This is a genomic window from Patulibacter minatonensis DSM 18081, from assembly GCF_000519325.1.
Taxonomy (GTDB): Bacteria; Actinomycetota; Thermoleophilia; order Solirubrobacterales; family Solirubrobacteraceae; genus Patulibacter; species Patulibacter minatonensis.
The window spans coordinates 160954-181013 of sequence record NZ_KI912613.1 but is presented as its reverse complement, the minus strand read 5'-3'; the positions used below and the strand labels follow the sequence as shown (position 1 = coordinate 181013).

Annotated in this window: 22 protein-coding genes; 11 read left to right on the top strand and 11 right to left on the bottom strand. The window is 76.1% G+C overall.

Going from position 1 to position 20060, the window contains the following annotated elements; translation table 11 throughout:
- Window positions 1–19 precede the first annotated feature (19 nt).
- The 4 genes from PATMI_RS37745 to PATMI_RS0100950 all read left to right on the top strand — a co-directional run bounded on the left by PATMI_RS37745 (window position 20) and on the right by PATMI_RS0100950 (window position 3720).
- On the top strand, window positions 20–790 hold the full coding sequence (locus PATMI_RS37745; protein WP_026909502.1) for a hypothetical protein: 771 nt from the start codon (window positions 20–22) through the stop codon (window positions 788–790).
- A gap of 249 nt (window positions 791–1039) precedes the next feature.
- Window positions 1040–1243 carry a hypothetical protein gene (locus PATMI_RS0100960; RefSeq protein WP_026909501.1) on the top strand — a complete coding sequence of 68 codons (204 nt, stop codon included), beginning with the start codon at window positions 1040–1042 and terminating at the stop codon, window positions 1241–1243.
- A 120-nt stretch (window positions 1244–1363) separates the two neighbouring features.
- Complete coding sequence (locus tag PATMI_RS0100955; protein ID WP_157260550.1) at window positions 1364–1840, top strand: hypothetical protein; 477 nt, start codon at window positions 1364–1366, stop codon at window positions 1838–1840.
- A 47-nt stretch (window positions 1841–1887) separates the two neighbouring features.
- Window positions 1888–3720 carry a penicillin-binding transpeptidase domain-containing protein gene (locus PATMI_RS0100950; RefSeq protein ID WP_026909499.1) on the top strand — a complete coding sequence of 611 codons (1833 nt, stop codon included), beginning with the start codon at window positions 1888–1890 and terminating at the stop codon, window positions 3718–3720.
- Window positions 3721–3831: 111 nt separating this feature from the next.
- On the opposite strand, the gene PATMI_RS33545 is transcribed toward PATMI_RS0100950, so the two are convergent.
- Complete coding sequence (locus PATMI_RS33545) at window positions 3832–5421, bottom strand: S1 family serine peptidase (RefSeq protein WP_051470904.1); 1590 nt, start codon at window positions 5419–5421, stop codon at window positions 3832–3834.
- Window positions 5422–5504: 83 nt separating this feature from the next.
- On the opposite strand from PATMI_RS33545, the gene PATMI_RS0100940 reads away from it, so the two are divergent.
- Window positions 5505–6485: a TolB-like translocation protein gene (locus PATMI_RS0100940; RefSeq protein WP_026909498.1), complete on the top strand. Its 981-nt coding sequence runs from the start codon at window positions 5505–5507 to the stop codon at window positions 6483–6485.
- Between the two features lie 117 nt (window positions 6486–6602).
- Here the strand turns inward: PATMI_RS0100940 and fdhD are convergent, their stop codons facing one another.
- Window positions 6603–7454: a formate dehydrogenase accessory sulfurtransferase FdhD gene (gene fdhD / locus PATMI_RS0100935; protein WP_084269435.1), complete on the bottom strand. Its 852-nt coding sequence runs from the start codon at window positions 7452–7454 to the stop codon at window positions 6603–6605.
- Window positions 7455–7507: 53 nt separating this feature from the next.
- Complete coding sequence (locus PATMI_RS0100930; RefSeq protein ID WP_026909496.1) at window positions 7508–8050, bottom strand: carboxymuconolactone decarboxylase family protein; 543 nt, start codon at window positions 8048–8050, stop codon at window positions 7508–7510.
- A gap of 117 nt (window positions 8051–8167) precedes the next feature.
- Between PATMI_RS0100930 and PATMI_RS26315 the strand changes: the two genes are divergently transcribed.
- Together PATMI_RS26315 and PATMI_RS0100920 are read left to right on the top strand one after the other, a co-directional pair.
- On the top strand, window positions 8168–8836 hold the full coding sequence (locus PATMI_RS26315) for a MarR family winged helix-turn-helix transcriptional regulator (RefSeq protein ID WP_084269433.1): 669 nt from the start codon (window positions 8168–8170) through the stop codon (window positions 8834–8836).
- 34 nt (window positions 8837–8870) lie between these two features.
- A complete protein-coding gene (locus PATMI_RS0100920; RefSeq protein WP_026909495.1) occupies window positions 8871–9455 on the top strand; it encodes a DsbA family oxidoreductase in 585 nt (194 codons plus the stop codon).
- A gap of 11 nt (window positions 9456–9466) precedes the next feature.
- Here the strand turns inward: PATMI_RS0100920 and PATMI_RS0100915 are convergent, their stop codons facing one another.
- The 7 genes from PATMI_RS0100915 to PATMI_RS26305 form a co-directional block, all read right to left on the bottom strand.
- Window positions 9467–10669, bottom strand: a complete 1203-nt coding sequence (locus tag PATMI_RS0100915; RefSeq protein WP_026909494.1) for a hypothetical protein — start codon at window positions 10667–10669, stop codon at window positions 9467–9469.
- Window positions 10666–11859 carry a hypothetical protein gene (locus PATMI_RS0100910; protein WP_026909493.1) on the bottom strand — a complete coding sequence of 398 codons (1194 nt, stop codon included), beginning with the start codon at window positions 11857–11859 and terminating at the stop codon, window positions 10666–10668. Before PATMI_RS0100910 ends, PATMI_RS0100915 begins: the two co-directional genes overlap by 4 nt.
- Window positions 11856–12401: an RNA polymerase sigma factor gene (locus PATMI_RS26310; RefSeq protein ID WP_036725057.1), complete on the bottom strand. Its 546-nt coding sequence runs from the start codon at window positions 12399–12401 to the stop codon at window positions 11856–11858. The genes PATMI_RS0100910 and PATMI_RS26310 overlap by 4 nt, the downstream gene beginning before the upstream one ends.
- 130 nt (window positions 12402–12531) lie before the next feature.
- Complete coding sequence (locus PATMI_RS0100900; RefSeq protein WP_026909492.1) at window positions 12532–13194, bottom strand: response regulator; 663 nt, start codon at window positions 13192–13194, stop codon at window positions 12532–12534.
- A complete protein-coding gene (locus tag PATMI_RS37740; protein WP_026909491.1) occupies window positions 13191–14678 on the bottom strand; it encodes a sensor histidine kinase in 1488 nt (495 codons plus the stop codon). The genes PATMI_RS0100900 and PATMI_RS37740 overlap by 4 nt, the downstream gene beginning before the upstream one ends.
- 20 nt (window positions 14679–14698) lie before the next feature.
- Complete coding sequence (locus PATMI_RS0100890) at window positions 14699–15505, bottom strand: ABC transporter permease (protein ID WP_026909490.1); 807 nt, start codon at window positions 15503–15505, stop codon at window positions 14699–14701.
- A gap of 151 nt (window positions 15506–15656) precedes the next feature.
- Window positions 15657–16427: an ABC transporter ATP-binding protein gene (locus PATMI_RS26305; protein WP_051470903.1), complete on the bottom strand. Its 771-nt coding sequence runs from the start codon at window positions 16425–16427 to the stop codon at window positions 15657–15659.
- Window positions 16428–16606: 179 nt separating this feature from the next.
- Here PATMI_RS26305 and PATMI_RS0100880 point away from each other — a divergent pair, with 179 nt between their 5' ends.
- Both PATMI_RS0100880 and PATMI_RS0100875 read left to right on the top strand, forming a co-directional pair.
- Window positions 16607–16795 carry a hypothetical protein gene (locus PATMI_RS0100880; protein ID WP_026909489.1) on the top strand — a complete coding sequence of 63 codons (189 nt, stop codon included), beginning with the start codon at window positions 16607–16609 and terminating at the stop codon, window positions 16793–16795.
- Between the two features lie 275 nt (window positions 16796–17070).
- Window positions 17071–17730, top strand: a complete 660-nt coding sequence (locus PATMI_RS0100875; RefSeq protein WP_026909488.1) for a metallophosphoesterase family protein — start codon at window positions 17071–17073, stop codon at window positions 17728–17730.
- Between the two features lie 20 nt (window positions 17731–17750).
- On the opposite strand, the gene rpiA is transcribed toward PATMI_RS0100875, so the two are convergent.
- Window positions 17751–18398 (bottom strand): ribose 5-phosphate isomerase A, encoded by a 648-nt coding sequence (rpiA, locus tag PATMI_RS0100870; protein ID WP_026909487.1) that lies wholly within the window; start codon window positions 18396–18398, stop codon window positions 17751–17753.
- 357 nt (window positions 18399–18755) lie between these two features.
- On the opposite strand from rpiA, the gene PATMI_RS0100865 reads away from it, so the two are divergent.
- The gene (locus PATMI_RS0100865) at window positions 18756–19583 is read left to right on the top strand and encodes a metallophosphoesterase (RefSeq protein ID WP_026909486.1); all 828 of its coding nucleotides are present in this window, start codon (window positions 18756–18758) and stop codon (window positions 19581–19583) included.
- 60 nt (window positions 19584–19643) lie between these two features.
- A complete protein-coding gene (locus tag PATMI_RS0100860; protein WP_026909485.1) occupies window positions 19644–20024 on the top strand; it encodes a hypothetical protein in 381 nt (126 codons plus the stop codon).
- Window positions 20025–20060 lie beyond the last annotated feature (36 nt).

The following is a 20060-nucleotide window of genomic DNA, read 5'->3' as shown; positions in this document are numbered from 1 at the left end:
CCCACCGAGGAGACCGACCATGTTCCGCACCACCCGCAACGCCGACGCCGCCACCGAGACCGAGACGCCCCGCCGTCGACGCATCACCTCCGCCCACGTCCTCGCCGGCGCCGCGCTGTTCGTCGCGCTCGGCGGCACGAGCTACGCGGCGGTCAGCCTGCCGTCGAACTCCGTCGCCTCCAAGCAGGTGAAGAACAACTCGCTGACCTCCAGCGACATCAGGGACGCGTCGCTGCAGGCGAAGGACTTCAAGGCGGGCCAGCTGCCGGCCGGCGCGGCCGGTGCGAAGGGCGACGCGGGCGCGAAGGGCGACACCGGCGCCAAGGGCGACACGGGGGCGAAGGGTGACACGGGCGCGAAGGGCGACACCGGGAACGCGGGCTCCGACGCGATCCCGAACGTCGGGCTGTCGTCGATGGCGAACCCGCTGACGTCGACCGGCACGACCCCGACGCTGATGGCACCGCTGACGCAGAACATCACGATCCCGGACGGCGCCCCGCGTCGCGTCCTGGCGACCGTCCAGGGCGAGTCGAAGTGCTACAGCGGGGGCGACTGGTGCACGGTCCGCATCCTCGTCGACGGGACCGAGCTGACCCCCGCCCAGGGCGACGACTTCGCGGTCGATAGCGTCGGTGGCGACGAGTACGAGTCGGTCACCGTCCAGCGCTACAGCGGCGTTCTGGCGCCGGGCGCCCACACGGTCACCGTCGAGCACTACGGCAACAACGCCGCCACGTCGCACCGCTTCGACGACGCCACGCTCTCGGTCATGCAGGTCCAGGGCTGACCCACGCTGCTCCCTCGCCACGCCCGGGCCACGAGCCCGGGCGTGTCGGACCACCACCCTCCGGCCGGGCCGCTCCCGGCGCCGAGGGACGACGACACCCCCACGACGGCGGGCCTCCGGGCCCGCCGTCGCGCGTTCCGGGGCCGCCGCGCCCTGCGGACGATCCGGGTGGGCCGCACATGGGCCGGTCCTCGTCGCGGCGCCGGGACGCCGTCGCGTACACGGTCCCCGCCCGGGTAGCGTGCACCCATGGGAATCGTGCTCTCGCTCGTCCTGCTCGCGCTGGGCGTCTTCGTCCTCTCGCCGCGCGGCGAGCGGCTGCTGACGCGCGATGCGACCCCGTCGGACCCGGGCCGCCGTGAGGTCGCGCCCGCCACGCTGCCGACGCGGGTCTTCATCGGCGCGCTGCTGGTCGTGGCCGGTCTGGTGACGCTGCTCACCGCGCTGGGGTGACAGCGTGCGTTGGGTCCACACAGGTTGACGTCGTAACCCAGCGCGTTACCATCCGGTGACCACCCCGTGTCGCCGGCCGAGTCCCCCGGGCCGAGACTCCTCCAGGAGAGCCCGACGACCATGCCCGCAGAGCACCTCACCCGCTGGATCGACGATCTACGCACCGCCGACGCGGTGTTCGCCGAGGCCTCGAGGCTGCGTGATCCGGACGACACCGCGTGGCAGGCGGCGGTCTACCTGCTCAGCTCCGACGAGCGGCTGTGGCGGCGCTTCGGCCCGGTCGCGCTGCGCGAGCAGAGCCTGACGGCCGTCACGATCGAGGCGCTCGCGGCCTACGGGTACGACTACGGTCGCCGGAAGGACCCCGCGATCCGCGCGACCGAGGCGTGGGGCCCGGACCAGCTCGAGGTCCTGGCATGGACGGCGTTCCTCGCGACGGGCCGCTGGTTCGACGGCCCCGCGACGGTGCCGTGGGCGCTCGACAGCGTCCGCTTCGAGCGGTGGCTCACCGCGCTCTGGATCCGCCGGCACGATCCGATCGCGCCGGAGGTCCCGGCCGCGGCGCCCTCCGCGACGCTCGCAGCGCTGGCCCACTGACGGCCCGTCCGGGCGCCGATGGGCGCCGTATACGCAACACTGACGCGGTGTCCGGGGCACCCGCACGTCCCCGCCGCCCGTCCGCGGCGGAGTTCGCCGAGGCCCGTCGCCTCCGGGCGCGCCGCCGCAGGCTGCTCGCACGCGGGTCGGGGGCCGTCGTCGCGGTCGTCGCGGCCGCGGTGATCTTCCTGCTGCTCGACGCCCGAGCGGCGCGCAACGCCGAGAAGGACGTCGTCGAGCGGTACGTCCGCCAGTGGGGCGCCCAGGACTTCGCCGGGATGTGGAAGGACCTCGGCAGCGACAGCCGCCTGCGGATCCGACCCGACCGCTTCGTCGAGCTGATGCGCGGGACGCTCAGCACCGCGACCGCGACGTCCCTGACCACGGGCGAGCCCCGCCGCGACGGCGACGGCTACGCGGTCCCGGTCACCGTGCGGACCCGCGTCTTCGGCGTCCTGCGGGGCACGGTCGACGTCCCGCTGCAGGGCTCCGGCGACGACGCGCGGATCGACTGGACCCGCCGCATGGCGCTGCCCGGCCTGCGGGCGGGGGAGCGCCTGACCCGGACGACGACGATGCCCGCCCGCGCCGACCTGCTCGCCCGTGACGGCACCGTGCTGGCGTCCGGGCCCGACCGGCGGTCCGACGTCCCCGGGATCGCGGGGCAGATCGTCGGCTCCCTGGGCACGCCGAGCGCCGACGACCTCCCGGCGCTCCGGCGCCTCGGGGTGCCGGCCGACGCCACCGTCGGCGTCTCCGGTCTCGAGCGGCAGCTCAACGCGCAGCTCGTCGGGACCCCGGGCGGCACCCTGGAGGCGGGCGACCGCGTGATCGCCCGCGCGGACGCGAAGAAGGCCGCGCCGGTCCGCAGCTCGATCGACCCCAACGTCGTCAAGGCCGCGGCCGAGGCGCAGGCGAACGCGCCGGACGCCACCGGCACCGTGGTCCTGAACGCCCGCACCGGCGAGGTCCTCGCGTTCCAGGGCGGGGCGTGGACGGACCTGCAGCCGCCGGGCTCGACGATGAAGATCGTCACCGCGTCGGCCGCGATCGAGGACCGCCTGGCGACCACGTCCACGGTCTACCCGCGGGAGACGGAGGCCAAGGGCTTCGGGGTCCAGAACTCCGACGGGGAGCTGTGCGGCGGCACGCTCGTGGAGTCGTTCGCCGACTCGTGCAACTCGGTCTTCGTCCCGCTGGGCGCCAAGCTCGGCGGGAAGCGGCTCGTGCAGATGGCGGAGGCGTACGGCTTCAACCGCGACACGCCCGGCGTCATCGGGGACACGCCCGCGCGCATCCCCGATCCCCTGCCGGACACCGATGCCCCGACGTCCGCGATCGGGCAGGCGGCGGTCGAGGCCACCGCGCTGCAGGTCGCGCTCCTCTCGGCCACGATCGCCAACGGCGGGATGCAGCCGCGTCCGACGTTCCTGCGCACCGACGCCCCGGCGCCCACCCGCCGGGTCGTCCGCTCCGCGACCGCCGCGGCGATGCGGACCCTCATGTCGGCCGTGATCAGCGAGGGCACGGGCAAGGACGCCAAGGTGGCCCTGCCGGGGATCACGACGGCCGGCAAGACCGGCACCGCGGAGCTCGCGTCGACCCAGGGTCCGCAGTGCGACGCGGAGGCCGCCGCGAAGGCCGCGGAGGCGCAGCCGGACGACGTCACGCAGGCCCCGGAGCCGCCGTCCCCGTGCGGCAACGCCGACGGCAAGTCGACGACCGCCTGGATGTCGGCCTTCGCGCCCGTCACGCGCCGCGGGGGCCAGGACCCGATCGCGATCGGCGTGCTGCGCGCGAAGAACTTCCAGGGCGGCGCGACCGCCGCCCCGGTGGCGAAGGCCGTCCTGACCGTGGCGCTGCAGGCCGGCGGCGGGTAGGAGGACGGTCGCGTCGCGGGGCAGGTCCCCTCGCGGGACGCGCGCGACGGCGCGGCGGCCGCGTCGTGCGCGCCGCCGCCGTGCGTTCGCCCACGGCGGCGGCGCCGCGACCTACCGCCGCGCCCTCACCCTCGTCGTCCGCTTCGACGAGCCGTAGGCCGTCTTCACCGTCGTGCGCAGCGTGATCCGGACGGCCGCGCGGCGGCCGGCGAGCGCGCGCTTCACGGCGGCGGTCGGGCGGACGGCGACGCTGCCCTTCCCGGCGGCGGCGAGGCGGGCGGTGCCGGTGCCGATCGTGCGGGAGCGGAGCTCCAGCGCCTTCGCCGTGCGGGCGTCGACGGTCGCCGTCGTCGTGACCCGGGCCGCGTACTGGCAGACGAACGGCTGGCGGAGCCGCCCGCCGCGGACGGTGGCGACCCGCACGCTGCCGGTCGGCCTGAGCAGTGCGGCGGACGCCGCGCCGTCGGCGGTGCAGCCCGCACCGGGGACGGGGGCGGCGACCGCGACGAGGTCCCGCATCGTGGCGCGGTCGCCGTCGGGGTAGGCGGCCTGGGCGCCGACCGTGACGTTCCCCGCCGCCGGGAACGTGGTGGTGATCGTGGTTCCGGACGCGTCGTCGTAGGCGCCGTCGCCGTCGAGGTCCCAGGTGACGGACGGGGTCGGCGACCCGCCGGGCGCGGCCTTCGGGACGGCGGTCAACGTCGCGGGCCGGCCGGCGATGCCGGAGCCGGTGATCGCGACGGTGGGGATCCGCGCGCGGATCCAGGCGTTCAGCGCCGGTCCGCCGATGCGCGCGTAGATGTCGGGCGTCCCGGCGGAGCCGCAGCCGCTGGCCGGACCCGCGGAGACCACGCCGACGAGCAGCGGGACGGTGGAGCCGGGGGCGTACAGCGGGCCGCCGGAGTCGCCCTGGCAGCTGGCGGTCGTGCCGGCGCCACCGGCGCAGACCTGGGTCGCGGCCCTGAACGTGGAGCCGAGGTTCCGGGCGCACGCGTCGTCGGGGACGATCGTCACCTGGGCCTCGCGGAGGTCGGGCGACCCGTCGGCGAAGCTCCCCGTCTTCCCCCAGCCCACGAGCGTCCCGGTGACCCCGGGGTTCCACCGGGCGCGCTCGGCCTCGGACACGAGCCGCGCGGGCTCCTGCGGCGCGGGCTGCGCCAGGTGGACGAGGGCGACGTCGTTCTCGACGGTCTGCGAGTTCCAGCCCTGGTGGACGGTGATCGCGTCGGACGGGAACGTCGCGCCGCCGGACCCCGACTGCAGGCTGCCCAGGCGCGCCGTCGCCGTCGTGCCACCGGCGCCGAAGACGCAGTGCGCGGCCGTGAGCACGTACCGGGCGCTGACCAGCGTGCCGCCGCAGATCGTCCGGACCGTCCCGGTGCCGATCGTCAGGAACGCCTGGGCCGGGTGCGCCCCGGCCACCGACGGGCGGCCGCCGACGACGCGCGGGGTCGCGGCACCGCCGGCAGTGGTCCCGGCCGCCGACGTGGCGACGCGGCCGGCCGCCGGCGACGTCGCGCTCGCGGGCGACGAACCGGCGGCCCGGGCGGCGGGGGCTCCCGTCGCGATCGCGCCGGCGACCACCAGGGCCGACGCGGCGGCGCGCCGACGCCGCGGTCCGGCGCCCCGGGGCGATCGGTCGCGGCGCGGTCCGGCGCTCCCGGCTGATCGAGGGCGGACGGGGTCGGGGAGCCCGGGCATCGCGGCAGCCTACAGCGGCGGGGTCGCGAGCTCGCCGCTTCGGTTTCGTGCCACGCCTGCCCGCCGCCGGTAGGTTCCGATCCGTGGGAGCCCGCCGTCGTCCGCTGCTCGTGGGCCTCCCGGTGCTCGTGGGGACGGCGATCGGGGCGGTCATCCTCGTGACGCACCACGACGACCGGCCCCAGCCCGTCCGCGGGCGCATCGTCTTCGCGGCCTGGACCTTCGACGAGCTCCGGAGCTCGACGGGGTACCTCGACCGTCCGCGGATCGTCAGCGTCGCCCCCGACGGGTCCGGCGGACGGCGGGTGATCGCGGACGCGACGGCACCCGCGGTGTCGGCCGACGGCCGCGTGATCGCGTACCGCGACGGCGACGGGGTGGTGGTCGAGGCGACCGACGGGTCCTCGCGACGCCGGGTCGTGCGAAAGACGCTGGACGACGTGACCGGACCGGCGATCTCGCCCGACGGCCGGACGGTGGTCGTCGCGCGCAACCACCTGGCGCAGCGGCCGGCGGGCACGGTCGAGCTGGTGGGCGCGGACGGTCAGGGCCGGCGGACGATCGGACGCGCGCCGCGGGGCACGCGGCTCGCGGACCCCGCGTGGTCGCCCGACGGGCGGACGATCGTGTTCTCGGCCTACCGGCCGGACGACGGTCGCGGGCAGCTGGTCCTGTTCGACCCCAGGGGTGGGCGAGCGGGGCGGACGATCCCCGGCCTCGCGCGCAGGTTCGCCTTCACGGGCGACGCGGACATCGCGCCGGACGGCCGCACGGTGGTGTTCGTGGGGGTGACGCGGGACGGGCGGTCCGGCCTCTACGTCGTCCGGCCCGACGGTCGCGGCCTGCGGCGGCTCCTCGTCGTCTCGCGCGGGACGTTCGGGTCGCCGGCGTTCTCCCCCGACGGCCGGACGATCGTCGCCACCCGGTTCCTCGCCCGCGCCCGGGACCTCGGGGTCCGCCTGCGGAGCGGCTACCGGATCGTCGCCGTCGACCGGGCGTCGGGCGCGACCCGGACGCTGCGTCGCGCGGGCTCCGGCACCGCCGAGGACTTCGCCTGGCGCTGATCGGTCGCCCGTCCGGGTCGGCCGGTCGGCTCGGCCGTCGGCCCGCCCGCGCACCGGGCCATCCGGCCGCGACCGCCGGACGGTGCGCCGGATGCCCGGCGGCGTGCGGGCCCGGCCTCAGCCCGCGACGCCCGACGCCGCCCGCACGCGCTGCGGGTGGGCGTAGACCGTCGCGCGGCCGTCGCGCACGAACGCCGCGAGGGTGACCCCCAGGCGGCCGGCCGTCTGGACCGCCAGGCTCGACGGTGCCGAGACGGCGGCGATCACGGGGATGCCCGCCGCGGCGGTCTTCTGCACGAGCTCGAACGAGACGCGGCCGGAGAGGACGACGATCGCGTCCCGGTCGTCGGCGCCGGCGAGGAACCGCGCGCCGAGGGCCTTGTCCAGGGCGTTGTGCCGGCCGACGTCCTCGCGGACCACCAGCGGCGTGCCGTCGAGCGCGAAGACGCCGGCGCCGTGCGTGCCTCCGGTGCGATGGAAGAGCGGCTGGGCCTCCCGCAGCGCGTCCGGCAACGTCGCCAGGACCGCCGCGTCGACGACCGCGGTGCCCCCGACCGGCGGGACGCGCTCGCACAGCTCGTCGATCGACGCCGTCCCGCAGACCCCGCAGCTCGCCGTGGCCATCAGCGTCCGCGCGGCCAGGTCGCGCCGCGGTGCCCGGCGCAGGTGGGCGGTGACGACGTTGTAGCGCTGCACGTCGACGTCGGTGCAGTACCGGATCTCGGCGACGTCCTCGCGGGCGGCGATCACGCCCTCGGCGCGCAGCAGGCCGGCGGCGAGCTCGAAGTCGTCGCCCGGCGTCCGCATCGTCGCCGTCGTCCCGACCACCGCCCCGTCGGGACCGGCGACCCGGATCTCGAGCGGCTCCTCGCCCGCCAGCCGCTCGGGCCCCCGGCGCTCCCCGCCGTCCGCGTCCAGCACGACGGCCGGGACCCGGGCGGCGCGGCTGCGGGCGGGCGGGGACGACATGGGGACACGGTAGCCGGGCGGCTCGCCCGGCCCGTGCGGCCGGGCGGGCTCGGTCAGGCGGTGGGCAGCGCGACGGACGGGAAGTCGAGCTCCGTCTGCCCCACGGAGTTGAAGTAGTTCGTGAAGACGTTCAGAGCGACGTTGCCCACGACCTCTCCGACCTCGCCGTCGGTGAGCCCGGCGGCGCGGGCGTCGGCGAGGTCCTCGTCGGAGACGAACCCGCGCTCGGCCACGATCGCCCGCGCCAGGCGCAGTGCGGCGGCCGTCCTCGGGTCGGACGCGTCGCCGTGGATCGCGGCGGCGAGGTCCTCGTCGGAGACGCCGGCGCGACCGCCCAGCACGGTGTGCGCCGCGGCGCAGTAGCCGCAGGAGTTCTCGGCGGCGGTGAGGAGCGCGATCTGCTCGCGGGCGGCGCCGGACAGCGACCCACGGCCGAGCGCGCCGCTGAACGACAGGTAGGCGTCGAGGACGGCCGGGCTCTCGGCCATCGCCCGCATCATGTTCGGGGTGACCCCCAGGGCCCGCTGGACCTGGTCCAGCAGCTTCTTCGCCCGGCCCTCGGCCTGGGCGGGGTCGACGACGGTCAGACGCGGCATCTCGTGCTCCTCGTTCCGGCCGGACCCGATGCCCGGCCACGGCGCCAAGGTAGCAGAAAGAAAGGAGTCCTATGTAATGCACTCCGACATGACGTGGTGCTGTATGTTCGGAGTCCTATGGAGTCCTCCGGAGCGGGTGAGCGTCCCGCGGAACGGCACGCGGCGGCCGAGGCCGCGCCGGGTCACGGGGCCGGCGGCGTCGATCTCGACACCCGGCTGACCGGTGCCCTGGAGCGCGTCGGGCACGCGATCCGGGTCGCGCTCTGGCAGCAGGCGAAGGAGCATGGGCTGAGCCCGGTGCAGGTCCAGTTGCTGCAACGGCTGTCGACGGATCCGCCCGAGCGCCGGCGCGTCGGGCAGCTCGCGGCGGAGCTCGACGTCACGCAGCCGACGATCAGCGACGCGGTCGCCGCGCTCCGCCGCAAGGCGCTCGTGACCTCGTCGCCGTCGCCGGGCGACGCCCGCGTGCAGCTCCTCGACCTGACGGACCGCGGCCGCGACATCGCGCGCGCCTCGGCGGCGTGGGCGGACGACGTCGGCGCCGAGCTCGCCCGCATCGGTACCCCGGTGAAGGTCGACGCGCTCGGGCTCCTGCTCGACGTCATCCGCGGCCTGCACGAGCGCGGGGTGCTGTCCGTCGCCCGGACCTGCACGACGTGCCGCTTCTTCCGCCGCTCGGGCGACGAGGGGCCGGGCGCCGTCCACCGCTGCGCGCTGCTCGACGCGCCGCTGCCGCCCTCGGACCTGCGGGTGGACTGCCTCGAGCACGAGCCGGTGGCCGCTTGAATCGTGCGGGCGGCGCCCGTCGGCGGGGCCCGGCGTGAGCTCCGGGACGCCGACGCCGCAGTCCGCGGTCGTCTTCTCGGACCCCAACTGCCCGTTCTGCTGGGCGACCGAGGAGCGCCTGCACGCGCTCGGGCTCGCCGGCCACGTGCGCTGGCTCGGCGTGCAGCACGCGCCCGAGCTGCCGGTCCCGATGGTCGCCACCGGCCGTCCTGGCGGCGAGGACCTCGCGGGGGAGGTCGCGTCGATCCGGTCGCTCGCCCCCGAGCTGCCGATCGTCGTCCCGCCGGGGAAGCCGAACACGGCGCTCGCCATCCGCTGGGGCGCCGCGGCCCTGGAGGCCGACCCCGTCGCCGGGCGTGCGTTCGTGTTCGACGTCTACCGCGCCCTCTGGACCGCAGGCGCCGACCTCTCCGACCCGGCGATCCTGGCGGACCTCGCCGCCCGCCACGGATTCGGCGAGCTGACCCCGGACGCCCAGGCCGCGACCACGGACGGGTGGTGGCGGGCCTGGCAGCGGACGGGCCGCCCGGGCGTGCCGCAGCTCATCCGGCGCGACGGGCAGATCGTCTACGGGCTCGCGGAGGAGTCGGTGCTGCGGGCGTTCCTCGGCGCGGGGTGACGCAGGACGCCTCAGAGCGACAGCCCGAGCGGCATGGTCCTCCTCGTCCCGTCGCGGAACACGGCGGTCGCGGTGCTCGATCCGCCGGCCGGGAACTGGTCGGCGAAGACGGTGATGATCACGTGGTCCTTGCCGGGGAGCAGGGTCCGGGTGTCGTCGGGGGAGCGGATCTCGACGCGGACGACGTCGGGGTGGACCCGTCCGTAGACGAGGACGCGGCCGGCGGGGAGCCGGAGGGCGTCGGCGATCAGCCGGGCGCGGCGCGCGGCTTCGGTGTGCGGAGCCTCGACGACGCCCCCGGCGGTGCCGAACTGCATCGGCTTCGACCGCGGGATCGCCCGCTCGACCGAGCAGTAGGCCGTGTCGTGCCAGGTCCCGTAGTCCAGGTCCGGGAACCCGAGCCGACCCTCGAGGACCTGGTCGGTGTGGGTGACGCACGGCCGTCCGTCGTCGGCCTTCCCCGCGGCGATGCCGAACGGCAGGCCCCCGCGGGGGTCGGCCGCCCGGGCGACGATCCGGAGGTCGTGGCCTCCCGCCGGCCCGCTCGCGGCGGCGTAGTCGGCCACGTGGACGCGCCGGCCGGCGCCGTCGGCCCCCGTGTAGCCGAGGTCGTCGGCTCGGGCCGTGCGGGTACCGAAGAGCAGGAAGGGAGCGGTGCCGCGCGCGGTGAGGCGCGCGCCGCCGAAACGCACCCGCAGCCGGGACCGCGTGCGGCCCGCGGTGCCCCAGACGAGCGTGCCCGTGATGCGCGGGCGGCCCGCGATCGGATAGGCGGCGAGCGTGATCAGCCGGACGCTCGGGTCGTCCCGGCCCCGCTGCTGACAGGTCGTGACGTCGCCGTAGCCCGTCAGGGGTTGCGCGAGCAGCCGGGTCTGGCCCGGGACGATCCAGCCGAACCGACCGCCGCGGATCCGCCCGAGCTGCAGGCACGGCATCCGCCCCGCTCCGCCGTACGCCTTCGCGGTGAAGCTGCGGACCGCCCAGTCCGCCCCGCCGCCGGGGTCCCGCCGCCGGAGCACGATCCTCGGCGTCGAAGGCGCCTGCAGCGGGCTGATGCGCGGCAGACGGGTCGGCCCGTCGGCGATGCCCGATGCCGCGGCGAGCGCGACGGGGACCGTCGGTCGGGGACCGTCGTCGCGACTGCTGAGGACGCCTGCCGCGACACCGACGGCGACGGCGATCGCGGGAAGGACCAGCAGGGGGCGGGTGGTCATCGCAGTCCTCCGGAGCGCCGGGTCACGCCTTGCCCCGGGCGATAGGTCGTGGTGGTGCCGTCCTTCAGGACGGCGTCGATGCGGACCCGTGAGACGTCCCCGGTCGGGGTGGCCGGCAGGACCTCGAGGATCCGCCCCACGCGGTTGGTCCCGAGCGGTCGTCGGGTGCCGTCCGGCAGGGTGAGCGTGAGGGACCGGACCGGCAGGTTGGCACCGGCGATGAACGTGCGGGCCGGGCCGCGCCAGCGCCAGCGCGTGGCGAAGCCGCGGGCCGGACCGCCCTGCCCCGGCCGCAGGGTGAGCACGTCGAACAGCACGCGGCGCTTGCCGCCGGCGCAGATCGCCGGACCGCCCCAGTAGGGCACCGGTTCGCGTGCCGGGAGCACGCGGAAGCAGAACGGCATGGTGCGCCCCACGCCGCGATCGAAGACCCCGGCCTCGGTCTTCCACGCCGGGCCGCCGTACGGGTCGGGGATCACGAGGTCGCTGGCACCGTACGTCTGGCGGAAGCGCTTCCCGTCGCGCCACTCGAGCTCCAGCGTGGGGCGGGCGTCCTCGGGATAGCCGCGCAGGACCGCGACGGTCGCGCCGTCGGACACCGGCACGTCGCGTTTCTCGCCGCCTGGCAGGCGGACGCGGGCCGCCGTCAGGTCGGCGCCCCCGTCCGCGTAGAGCACCGTGCGGACCTCGTCGCGGTCGCTCCCGGCGAGGGTCCGCGCTCCGGCGATCGGCGCCCCCGGGCGCGGGGCGGTCGCGCACGAGTCGCCGCCGCGGACCGGCAGTCCGCGGAAGCGCCCGTCGAGCCCGACGAGGCCGAAGCGGTCGCCCTCGACCTGGCCGACCGCGACGCAGCTGAGGTCCCCCGACGTCGACAGACGCAGCGTCCACGGGGCCGCGGTCCGATCGGGATCCGGGGCCCGCAGCGCGGCGATCCGGGCGGTCCCCAGGGTCGGGCGGATCTGGGCGGCGTCGTCGGAGCGCGCGAACCCGGGGATCGGGGAGCCGTCCAGGACCAGCAGCGTCCCGGCCGCGGACGTGCCGCCCACGGCCAGCATCGCCACCGGGAGCACCAGCATCGGCAGGCGCCACCGGCGTCGCCCCGGCGCGACCGGGGGCGGCGTCGCAGTCGCGATCCGATCGAGCTCCTCGCCGAACGCGACGAGGAACGGGACGTCGTGCAGGTCGCTCATGCGGGCGACACCTCCTCTGCCAGCCGCCGCAGGGCCCGCGAGACGCGGGCGCGTGCGGTCTGCTCGCTGACGTTCAGTCGTTGGGCGACCTCGGGGTAGTCGAGCTCGTCGACGATGCGCAGCCGGACCGCGTCGCGCTGGCGGGCGGGCAGCCGCGCGAGCGCTCGGGTGACCGCCTCGCGGAGCTCCGCCAGCCCGGCCAGCTCGTCGACGCGGAGCAGGTCCTGTTCGGTGACCGGTGGCCGCTCCAGCCCGAGCCGCGCCTGCGCCGCGCGGTCCGCGTACCCGCGACGGAGGAAGGCCGCCAGCTGCGCGCGGGCGATCGCGAACAACCACGCGCGCCCGTCCTCGTCGTCCGCGCCACGGAACCGCCCACGGGCGGCGAACGCCTGCGCGAACGTCTCCGCGGTCAGATCGAGCGCCACCTCCCCGTCGAGCACGCGACGCGCGAAGAACCGCAGCACCCGCGAGGCCTCGGCCTCGTAGAAGGCGGTGAACTGCACGGGCTCGGTGCGCGACCGGGCGAGGGACGAACTGGCCATCTGCCCGGGGAGTGTCGAGCACCCGAAAGCTGTGACACCCGATTTCCGCGAAGGTCGGCGGAGGCGCTTCAGGACGGTCGCTGGTGGCGGAGCACGAGACGTCCCGGCGCGCGGCCCGGCCGTGTGCGGCTCACGGCTCGCCGAGCTGCCCCGGCGTCAGCAGTCCGCGCTCGTAGGCGGCGGCGACCGCGGCCGCCCGGTCGCCGACGTCGAGCTTCGCGTAGAGGTGCAGGAGGTGGGTCTTGATCGTCGCCTCGGAGACGAACAACGTCTTGGCGGCCTCGCGGTTCGTCGTGCCGCGGGCGACGAGCTTCAGGACCTCGAGCTCGCGGTCGGTGAGCGGGTCGCGCTCCGGCGTTCGCACCCGGCCGAGCAGGCGCGCCGCGACCGACGGGGCGAGCACCGACTCGCCGCGCGCGGCGGCCCGGACGCCGCGGAAGAGGTCCTCGCGCGGTGCGTCCTTGAGCAGGTAGCCGGTCGCGCCGGCCTCGATCGCGGGGAGCACGTCACGGTCGGTGTCGAACGTCGTCAGGACCAGGACGTGCGCGGTCGACCCGCGTCGGCGGAGCTCGCCGATCGCCGTCACGCCGTCGGTGCCCGGCATCCGCAGGTCCATCAGCACGACGTCGGGCTTCCGCCGCAGCGCCAGCTCGACGCCCTCGGCGCCGTCGGACGCCGTGCCGAGCACCTCGAACCCGTCGGCCCCGCGGAACATCCCGCCGAGCCCGTCGCGGACGACGGGGTGGTCGTCGACGATCAGGAGGCTGACGGGCGCGGGGACGTCGTCGGTCATGCGGTCTCCTCCGGGAACCGCGCCGGGACCGTCGCCGACAGCGCGACGCCCCCTCCGGGCTCCGACTCGATCTCCAGCGTCCCGTCGAGGCCGGCGACGCGCTCGCGCATCGCGATCAGGCCGTAGCCGCCCTCGTGGCCGGGGGCGGCGCGGTCGCGAGGCGGGTCACCGTCCGCCGTCCTCCGGGCGTCCGGGTCTGCGGCGCCCGTCGTCGGGCCGTGCGGTCCGGCCGTGTCGCCGGTCGCCGTTGTCGGGCGGTGCGGTCCGTCCGTGTCTTCGGTCGCCGTCGGGCCGTGCGATCCGTCGCCGTTACGCCCGTCCGCCCTTCGACCGTCGCGCGCTGCGAGCTCCCGCGCGCACGCCTCCGGGTCGAACCCCACGCCGTCGTCGCGGACGTCGAGCGTGACCTGGTCGCCCATGTACGAGAGCGTCAGGCCGACGCGGTCCGCCGACGCGTGGCGCGCGACGTTCGCGAGGGCCTCCTGCGCCGTGCGCAGCAGCGTCACCTCGACCTCGGGGCGCAGCGGGCGGGCGTCGCCGGTCGTCGTGACCTCGACCCGGACCTCGTGCCGCGCCGACCACTCGCGTGCGACGTCGGCGAGCGCGTCGGGCAGCCGGGCGTCCTGCAGGGCCTCGGGACGCAGCGCGTCGACGGAGCGCCGGGCCTCGGTCAGGCCCTCGCGCGCCATCGCGACCGCGGTGCGGTGGTGCCGGCGCCAGTCGCCGCCGCGCTCGTCGGCCTGCTCGGCGGCCTCCAGCTGCGTGACGATCCCGACGAGGCCCTGGGCCAGCGTGTCGTGGATCTCGCGCGCCATCCGGCCGCGCTCGTCCTGGATCCCGGCCTCGCGGGCCTGCTCGACGAGCCGCTGCTGCAGCGCCGCGTTCTCCGCCGCGGAGCGCTCGAGCTCGGCGTGCGCGACCGTCAGGTCCGCGAGTGCCCGCCGGCGGTGCTCGTCCTGCTCCTTGCCGACCCACGAGAACCAGATGACGGTCCCCGCCACCGCCGTGTTGACGACCGCCAGGAGCACCCAGACGGCGAGGTCGCCGGCCGAGTCGCCCGCGGTCCCGCCCGTCTGCGACCAGGCCGAGATCATCGCCACCGGCGCGACCGCCAGGAGGAACCGGCGGCGCTTCGCCGCCCGGACGACGAACAGGTAGCCGGTCCACGCGAAGAAGCCGTAGAGCGGCGAGAGGGCGACGAGCGCCCCGGTCAGCACGAGCAGCACGACGAAGTGCGCGGTGCCGGCGGGCGTCGCGACCGACCACTGCGGCCGCCGCCACCGCCAACCGACGAGGACCCAGACGGCGGCGAGAGCGCTCAGCCCGAGCTCGGCGGCGAGCCGGCCGTCGGACGGGTCGTCCGTGGCGGCGGCCAGCACCGTCGAGATCAGGAGCAGCGCCAGTTGGATCGCGCCGAACGCCGGCGGCTCGACGTGGCGCAGCCGGTCGGCGAGCGGGGGAGGGGTCGCGTCGTCCTGCAGCACGGGGGATCCTGGCCGCGACCCTACTGCCAGCGGAAGTGGCGGGTGGCGAGGACGCCGACGACGATCCCCCACGCGGCGATGACCCCGAGCGCCCCGACCGACGGCCACGTGCCGCCGGTCGTGACGTCCTGCAACGCGCCGACCGCGGCGCCGACGGGGGTCGCGTCGCTGACGTGCCGCAGGGTGTCGGACATCGTCTCGCGGGGGATCCAGAGGCCGCCGAAGAACATCAGCGGGAAGAACGCGAGGGCGCCCAGGCCGTTGGCGGCGCGGACGGTGGGGGCGATCGCGGCGATCAGCACGCCGATCGCCAGGAGCGACGCGCCGGTCAGGACGAGGATCACGAGGAACGCGGGGAACGGGTCGGGGAGCGCGACGTCGAACGCGAGGCGACCGACCGCGACGACGGCGAGCAGCGACACCACGGCGACCGCCGCGTGGATGACGAGTTGGACGGCGAGCAGCCGGCTCGGGCGGACGGGGGTCGTCGCCAGCCGCCGGAGGATCCCGCGCTCGCGGTCGGTCGCCAGCGTCGGCGGGAGCACGTTGACCGCCAGCATCGCCAGGGAGAACACGGCCAGCGTCGGGACGTACGTGTCGATCACCCGCAGGCCGCCGAGGTCCTGCTCGTGCTTCCCGCCGGCGGCCGCGCCGATCGCCACGAGGATGATCAGCGGCACCGCGAGCGTCCAGAGCAGCGTCACGGGCTCGCGGAGGAACAGCCGCGCCTGGGTGCGCAGGAGCTGCGACGGCCGGCGGCGTCGGCCGGGGGACGGGCCGCGCGCGGTGGTGGGGGAGAGGGCGTCGGGGGTGGCGGTGGTGGACATGGGGGACTCCTTCGGGGGTGGTGGGCGGTTCGGAGGTCACGGGTGGTCGGTGGGCGACCATTCGGGACCGCGGTCGTCGGTGGTCGGTGGGTGGAGGTCACTCGTGGTCGCTGGGCGACCGTTCGTGACCCCGGCCGACGCGGTCGGCCGGTCAGCGGGCGACCGGGAACGGGAACGGCCAGGGCCGCGCGCCGTCCGCGTCCGCCGGCGCGGTGAGCGCGACGAACGCGTCCTCGAGCGACGCGCGGGGCCCGCCGTCGGTGGCCGTGGCGATCAGGCCGGCGGGCGTGTCGAGGGCGGCGACGCGGCCGTCGTGGATGACGGCGACGCGGTCGCAAAGCCGCTCGGCCTCCTCCATCACGTGGGTGACGAGGACGACGGTCACACCCATCTCGCGGATCTGCCGGACGAGCGCCCAGGTCTCGCGCCGGGCGTGCGGATCGAGGCCGGTCGTCAGCTCGTCGAGGATCGCGACGCGAGGCCGGCCCACGAGCGCGAGCGCGATCGACAGCCGCTGCCGCTGGCCGCCCGAGAGGTCCTTGAACCGGGTGTCGGCCTTGTCGGCCAGCCCGAGCGCGCCGAGCACGGCCCGCGGGTCGGCGGGCTCGTCGTAGAACGAGGCGTAGAGGTCGACCGCCTCCCCGGCCCGCAGCTTGTCCGGGAGCGCGGCGTCCTGGAGCTGGACGCCGACGATCCGGCGGACGGGTGCCGTGTCGGTCAGCGGGTCGTGGCCCGCGACGCGGACGCGACCGCCGTCGGGGGCACGGAGCCCGGCGAGGCACTCCACCGTCGTCGTCTTGCCCGCGCCGTTGCGGCCGAGGATCCCGAAGATCTCGCCCTCCTCGACGCTGAAGCTCACGTCCTGCACGGCCACGGTGCTCCCGTAGCGCTTGTGCAACTGGTCCACCTCGATGATCGGCATCGGGTCCGTCCTTCCGGGGTCGTCGTGCGGTGCGACATCCACCTTGCTGCCGCGGGGCCGGGAGCACATCGACCTGCCGGGTGGATCCGGTGCTGCGCCGGATGAGCTGCGGATCAGCCGATCGGTCGACCCGTGAACGCCGAAGCGCCAGATCGCTCGGGTACGCCACCATGACCACCATGGATCGGTCGACCGGCGCATCACCCACGACGGGGCGGAGGATCACCTCGCTGCAGGTCGTCACCGCCCTCTTCGCGCTGATGCTGACGGCGACGATCGTGACGTTCGTCGTCCTGGCCGCGGAGTCCGGGTCCGACGGCCCGCGCGGCACGACGACGATCACGGTCCTGCCGTCGTCCGCACCGTGAGGCGGGACCTCGGGCGGTGACGGCGGGGCCCCGGCCGGCGCGCGCCGGTCGGGACCCTCCGCCGCTGCCTGGCCGCGCGCGACGGCGAAGGTGCGGATCGCGCGGTGCCCACGGTGCCCCTGCTGCCTGCGACCGCGCGGGCCGAAGGCTGCGGTGACGTGCCCTCGCCGGGCGTGGTCTGCGACCGCGCGGGCGGAACGCTGCGGCGGCGGGTGCCGGTGCGCGCGGGAACGGCCGCGGGCGACGCCCGCCGTCCGAGGTGCGACGATCGGCCCGTGCGCATCGCCGCGATCGCCGACCTCCACGGGCACCTGCCGGAGACCCCGGAGTGCGACGTCCTCGTGATCGCCGGCGACCTCGTGCCGTTCCCCCTCGTGCACGACCCGCCCGGACAGGCCGCCTGGCTCCACGCGACGTTCCGCCCGTGGCTGGCCGAGCGCCCGGCAGGACGGATCGTCGGCATCGCGGGCAACCACGACGACGTGTTCGAGGACGGCCCGGTCCGCCCGCCCGAGCTGCCCTGGACCTACCTGCAGGACTCCGGCTGCGCGATCGACGGCGTCCGGTTCTGGGGCGTGCCGTGGACGCCGTGGTTCTTCGACTGGGCGTTCAACGCGCCCCGCGGCGACGCCGACGAGGCGTTCCTGACCGAGCGCTTCGCCCGGGTCCCCGACGACACCGACGTCCTCGTCGTCCACGGCCCGCCGCGCGGCTACGGCGACCGGACGACGGGCGGCGACCGCGTCGGCAGCACCGCCCAGCTGGACTGCATCGACCGCGTCGCGCCGAAGGCCTGCATCTTCGGCCACATCCACGAGGATCGCGGCGCATGGACCCGAGGCACCACGAGGCTGCTGAACGTGGCCGCGGTCGACGCGGACCGGGCGCCGGTGGCGGACGCCGCGGTGGTGCTGGACGTGGCGGCCGCCGGCTGAGCGCCGGGCCGGCGCCGCACTCACCGCGCCAGCAGCTCGACCTCGTCCCCGTGGGCGACGAGCAGCTCACGGACGACGTCGGGGGCGAAGAGGCCGTGGTCGATCACGCCCGGCGTCGCGTCGAGGCGGGCGGCGAGAGCGCCGGGGTCGGTGAGGTCGGCGTCGAGGTCGGCGAGGACGCCGCCGTCCGCGGTCGGCGGGGCGTCCCGGAGCGTCGCGCGCGGCAGGCGCTCCAGCGTCGCGGCGAGGGCGAAGGGCTGGAGCTCCAGCGGCACCGGCCACGAGAGGCGGTCGACGAGCTTCGACGACCCGACCACGCAGACGAAGCGGTCCGCCGCCGCGATCAGGATCCGCTCACGGGTGTGGGCCCCGCCGCCGCCCTTGATCGCCCAGCCGTCGGCGGCGACCTGGTCCGCCCCGTCGAGCGCCAGGTCGTAGCGGCCGGTGGAGGCGGCGTCGACGAGCGACAGGCCGGCCGTGGTCGCGGCGGTCGCGGTGGCGGGGGAGGCCGCCGCGAAGCGGGCCCTCGATCCGCGGGCGCCCAGCGCGGCGGCGACCAGGGCCACGGTCGACCCCGAACCCAGGGCGACGAGCATCCCGTCGTCGACCAGCCCGGCGGCGGCATCGGCGGCCGCGGCCTTCTCCCGGTCCTCCTCGCGTGCGCCCATGGCCGCACCTTAGGCGGTCGACGCGTCCCGCAGAACGACGCGGTGCCGGTGGTCCCGAAGGGCCACCGGCACTGGTTCTCGGCCGAGCGAAGCTCCTGCCGGCGTTCCCGCGCCGACCGATCCCACCTCGCGGTGCCTCATGGATCGGGCGCGGTGCCGCGCGTCACGTGAGGACCCCGAATCCCCCGATCAAGGACCCTCACTGGTTAACGACGATACCCGATCGCTGCGACGAGCGCGACAGGTGGTGGACGGACGGGGCCGCGACCGGCCCCGGAGGCCCCGCGAGGCGCCCCGCGAACGGGTCGCCGCGACCGCGCACGACCGATCCGCCCCCGCGCCTCGTACGGTCCATCCATGCGCCACCCGGAACGCACGGTCCTGCAGCTCTCCGATCCCCACCTGGTGGCGGAGGAGTCCGGCGCCGACGTCCGGCTCGCGCTCGCCCTCGAGACGATCCTGCTCTCGAAGGTCCGGCCACTGGCGCTGCTCCTCACGGGCGACCTCAGCGACGACGGGAGCCCCGAGTCCTACGCGCGGGTCCGGGCGGCGGTCGACCCCGTCGCGGCGGAGCTCGGCGCGGCGGTCCTGGCGATCCCCGGCAACCACGACCTCGCCGGCCCGTTCCGCGAGGGCATGCTCGACGGCGAGCCGCTGCACCGCGCGATCACGGTAGACGGGCTGCGCATCGTCGGGCTCGACACGACGGTCCCGGGGCGCCCACACGGCGAGCTCGGGGCCGGACAGCTCGAGTGGCTCGAGGACGTGCTGGCGAAGGACGCGAAGCACGGCACCCTCTTGGCGCTGCACCACCCGCCGATCCCGACCGTGCACCCGATGCTCGGGCGGATCGGCCTGCGGGACCCCGACCGCCTACGGCGCGTCGTGAAGGGCACGGACGTCCGGATGATGGTCTGCGGCCATGCCCACGCGGTGTCCGCGGGCACGCTCGCGCGGATCCCGGTCTGGTCGGCCCCGGCCCTGGGCGTGACGAGCGACCCGCTGCCGCCCGAAGGCCAGATGCGCGCGTGGGACGACATCGGTGGCCTCAGCCGGATCGACCTGTTCGACGACGACGTCGTGGCGACCGTGATCCCGCTCTCGTCGGCACCGACCGCCGTCTACGACGTCCCGGTCGCCGGCCGGCTGCAGTGGCTGGACGAGCTCGAGGCCGGGGACCGCTGAGATGCGGCCCCCGATCGACCGGGCCGTGCACGGCGAGCGGGCCGCGCGGCCGCCCGCGTCGTGAACGTCGTCGTCCAGGCGGGTCTGATCGAGCTCGCCGTCGGTGCGTTGTCGGGCTGGGTCGTGATGCTGAAGGTCGCCTACCCCGAGGTCCTGCGCAGAGCCGGGATCACCAGCCCGGGCAGGCTCCTGCAGGCCCACATCGACCTGATCGTGATGGGCGTGATCCTGATCGCGGTCGGCGCGGTCCTGCCCGACCTGGCGACGTGGAACCGCGTCGTCCTGATCGCCGGGGCGGTCGTCAACCCGCTCCTGTTCCTCCCGATGGCGTGGCGCGAGTCGGCGTCCGGCACCCTCGGCTACCGCGTCGTCACGGTGCTGTCGTTCTCGGCGATGAGCGCGGGCACGGTCGGCGCGGCGGTCGCCGGCCTCCAGGCCTGATCCGGCGCCGCGGCTGCTCGCGCACCACAACTCCGG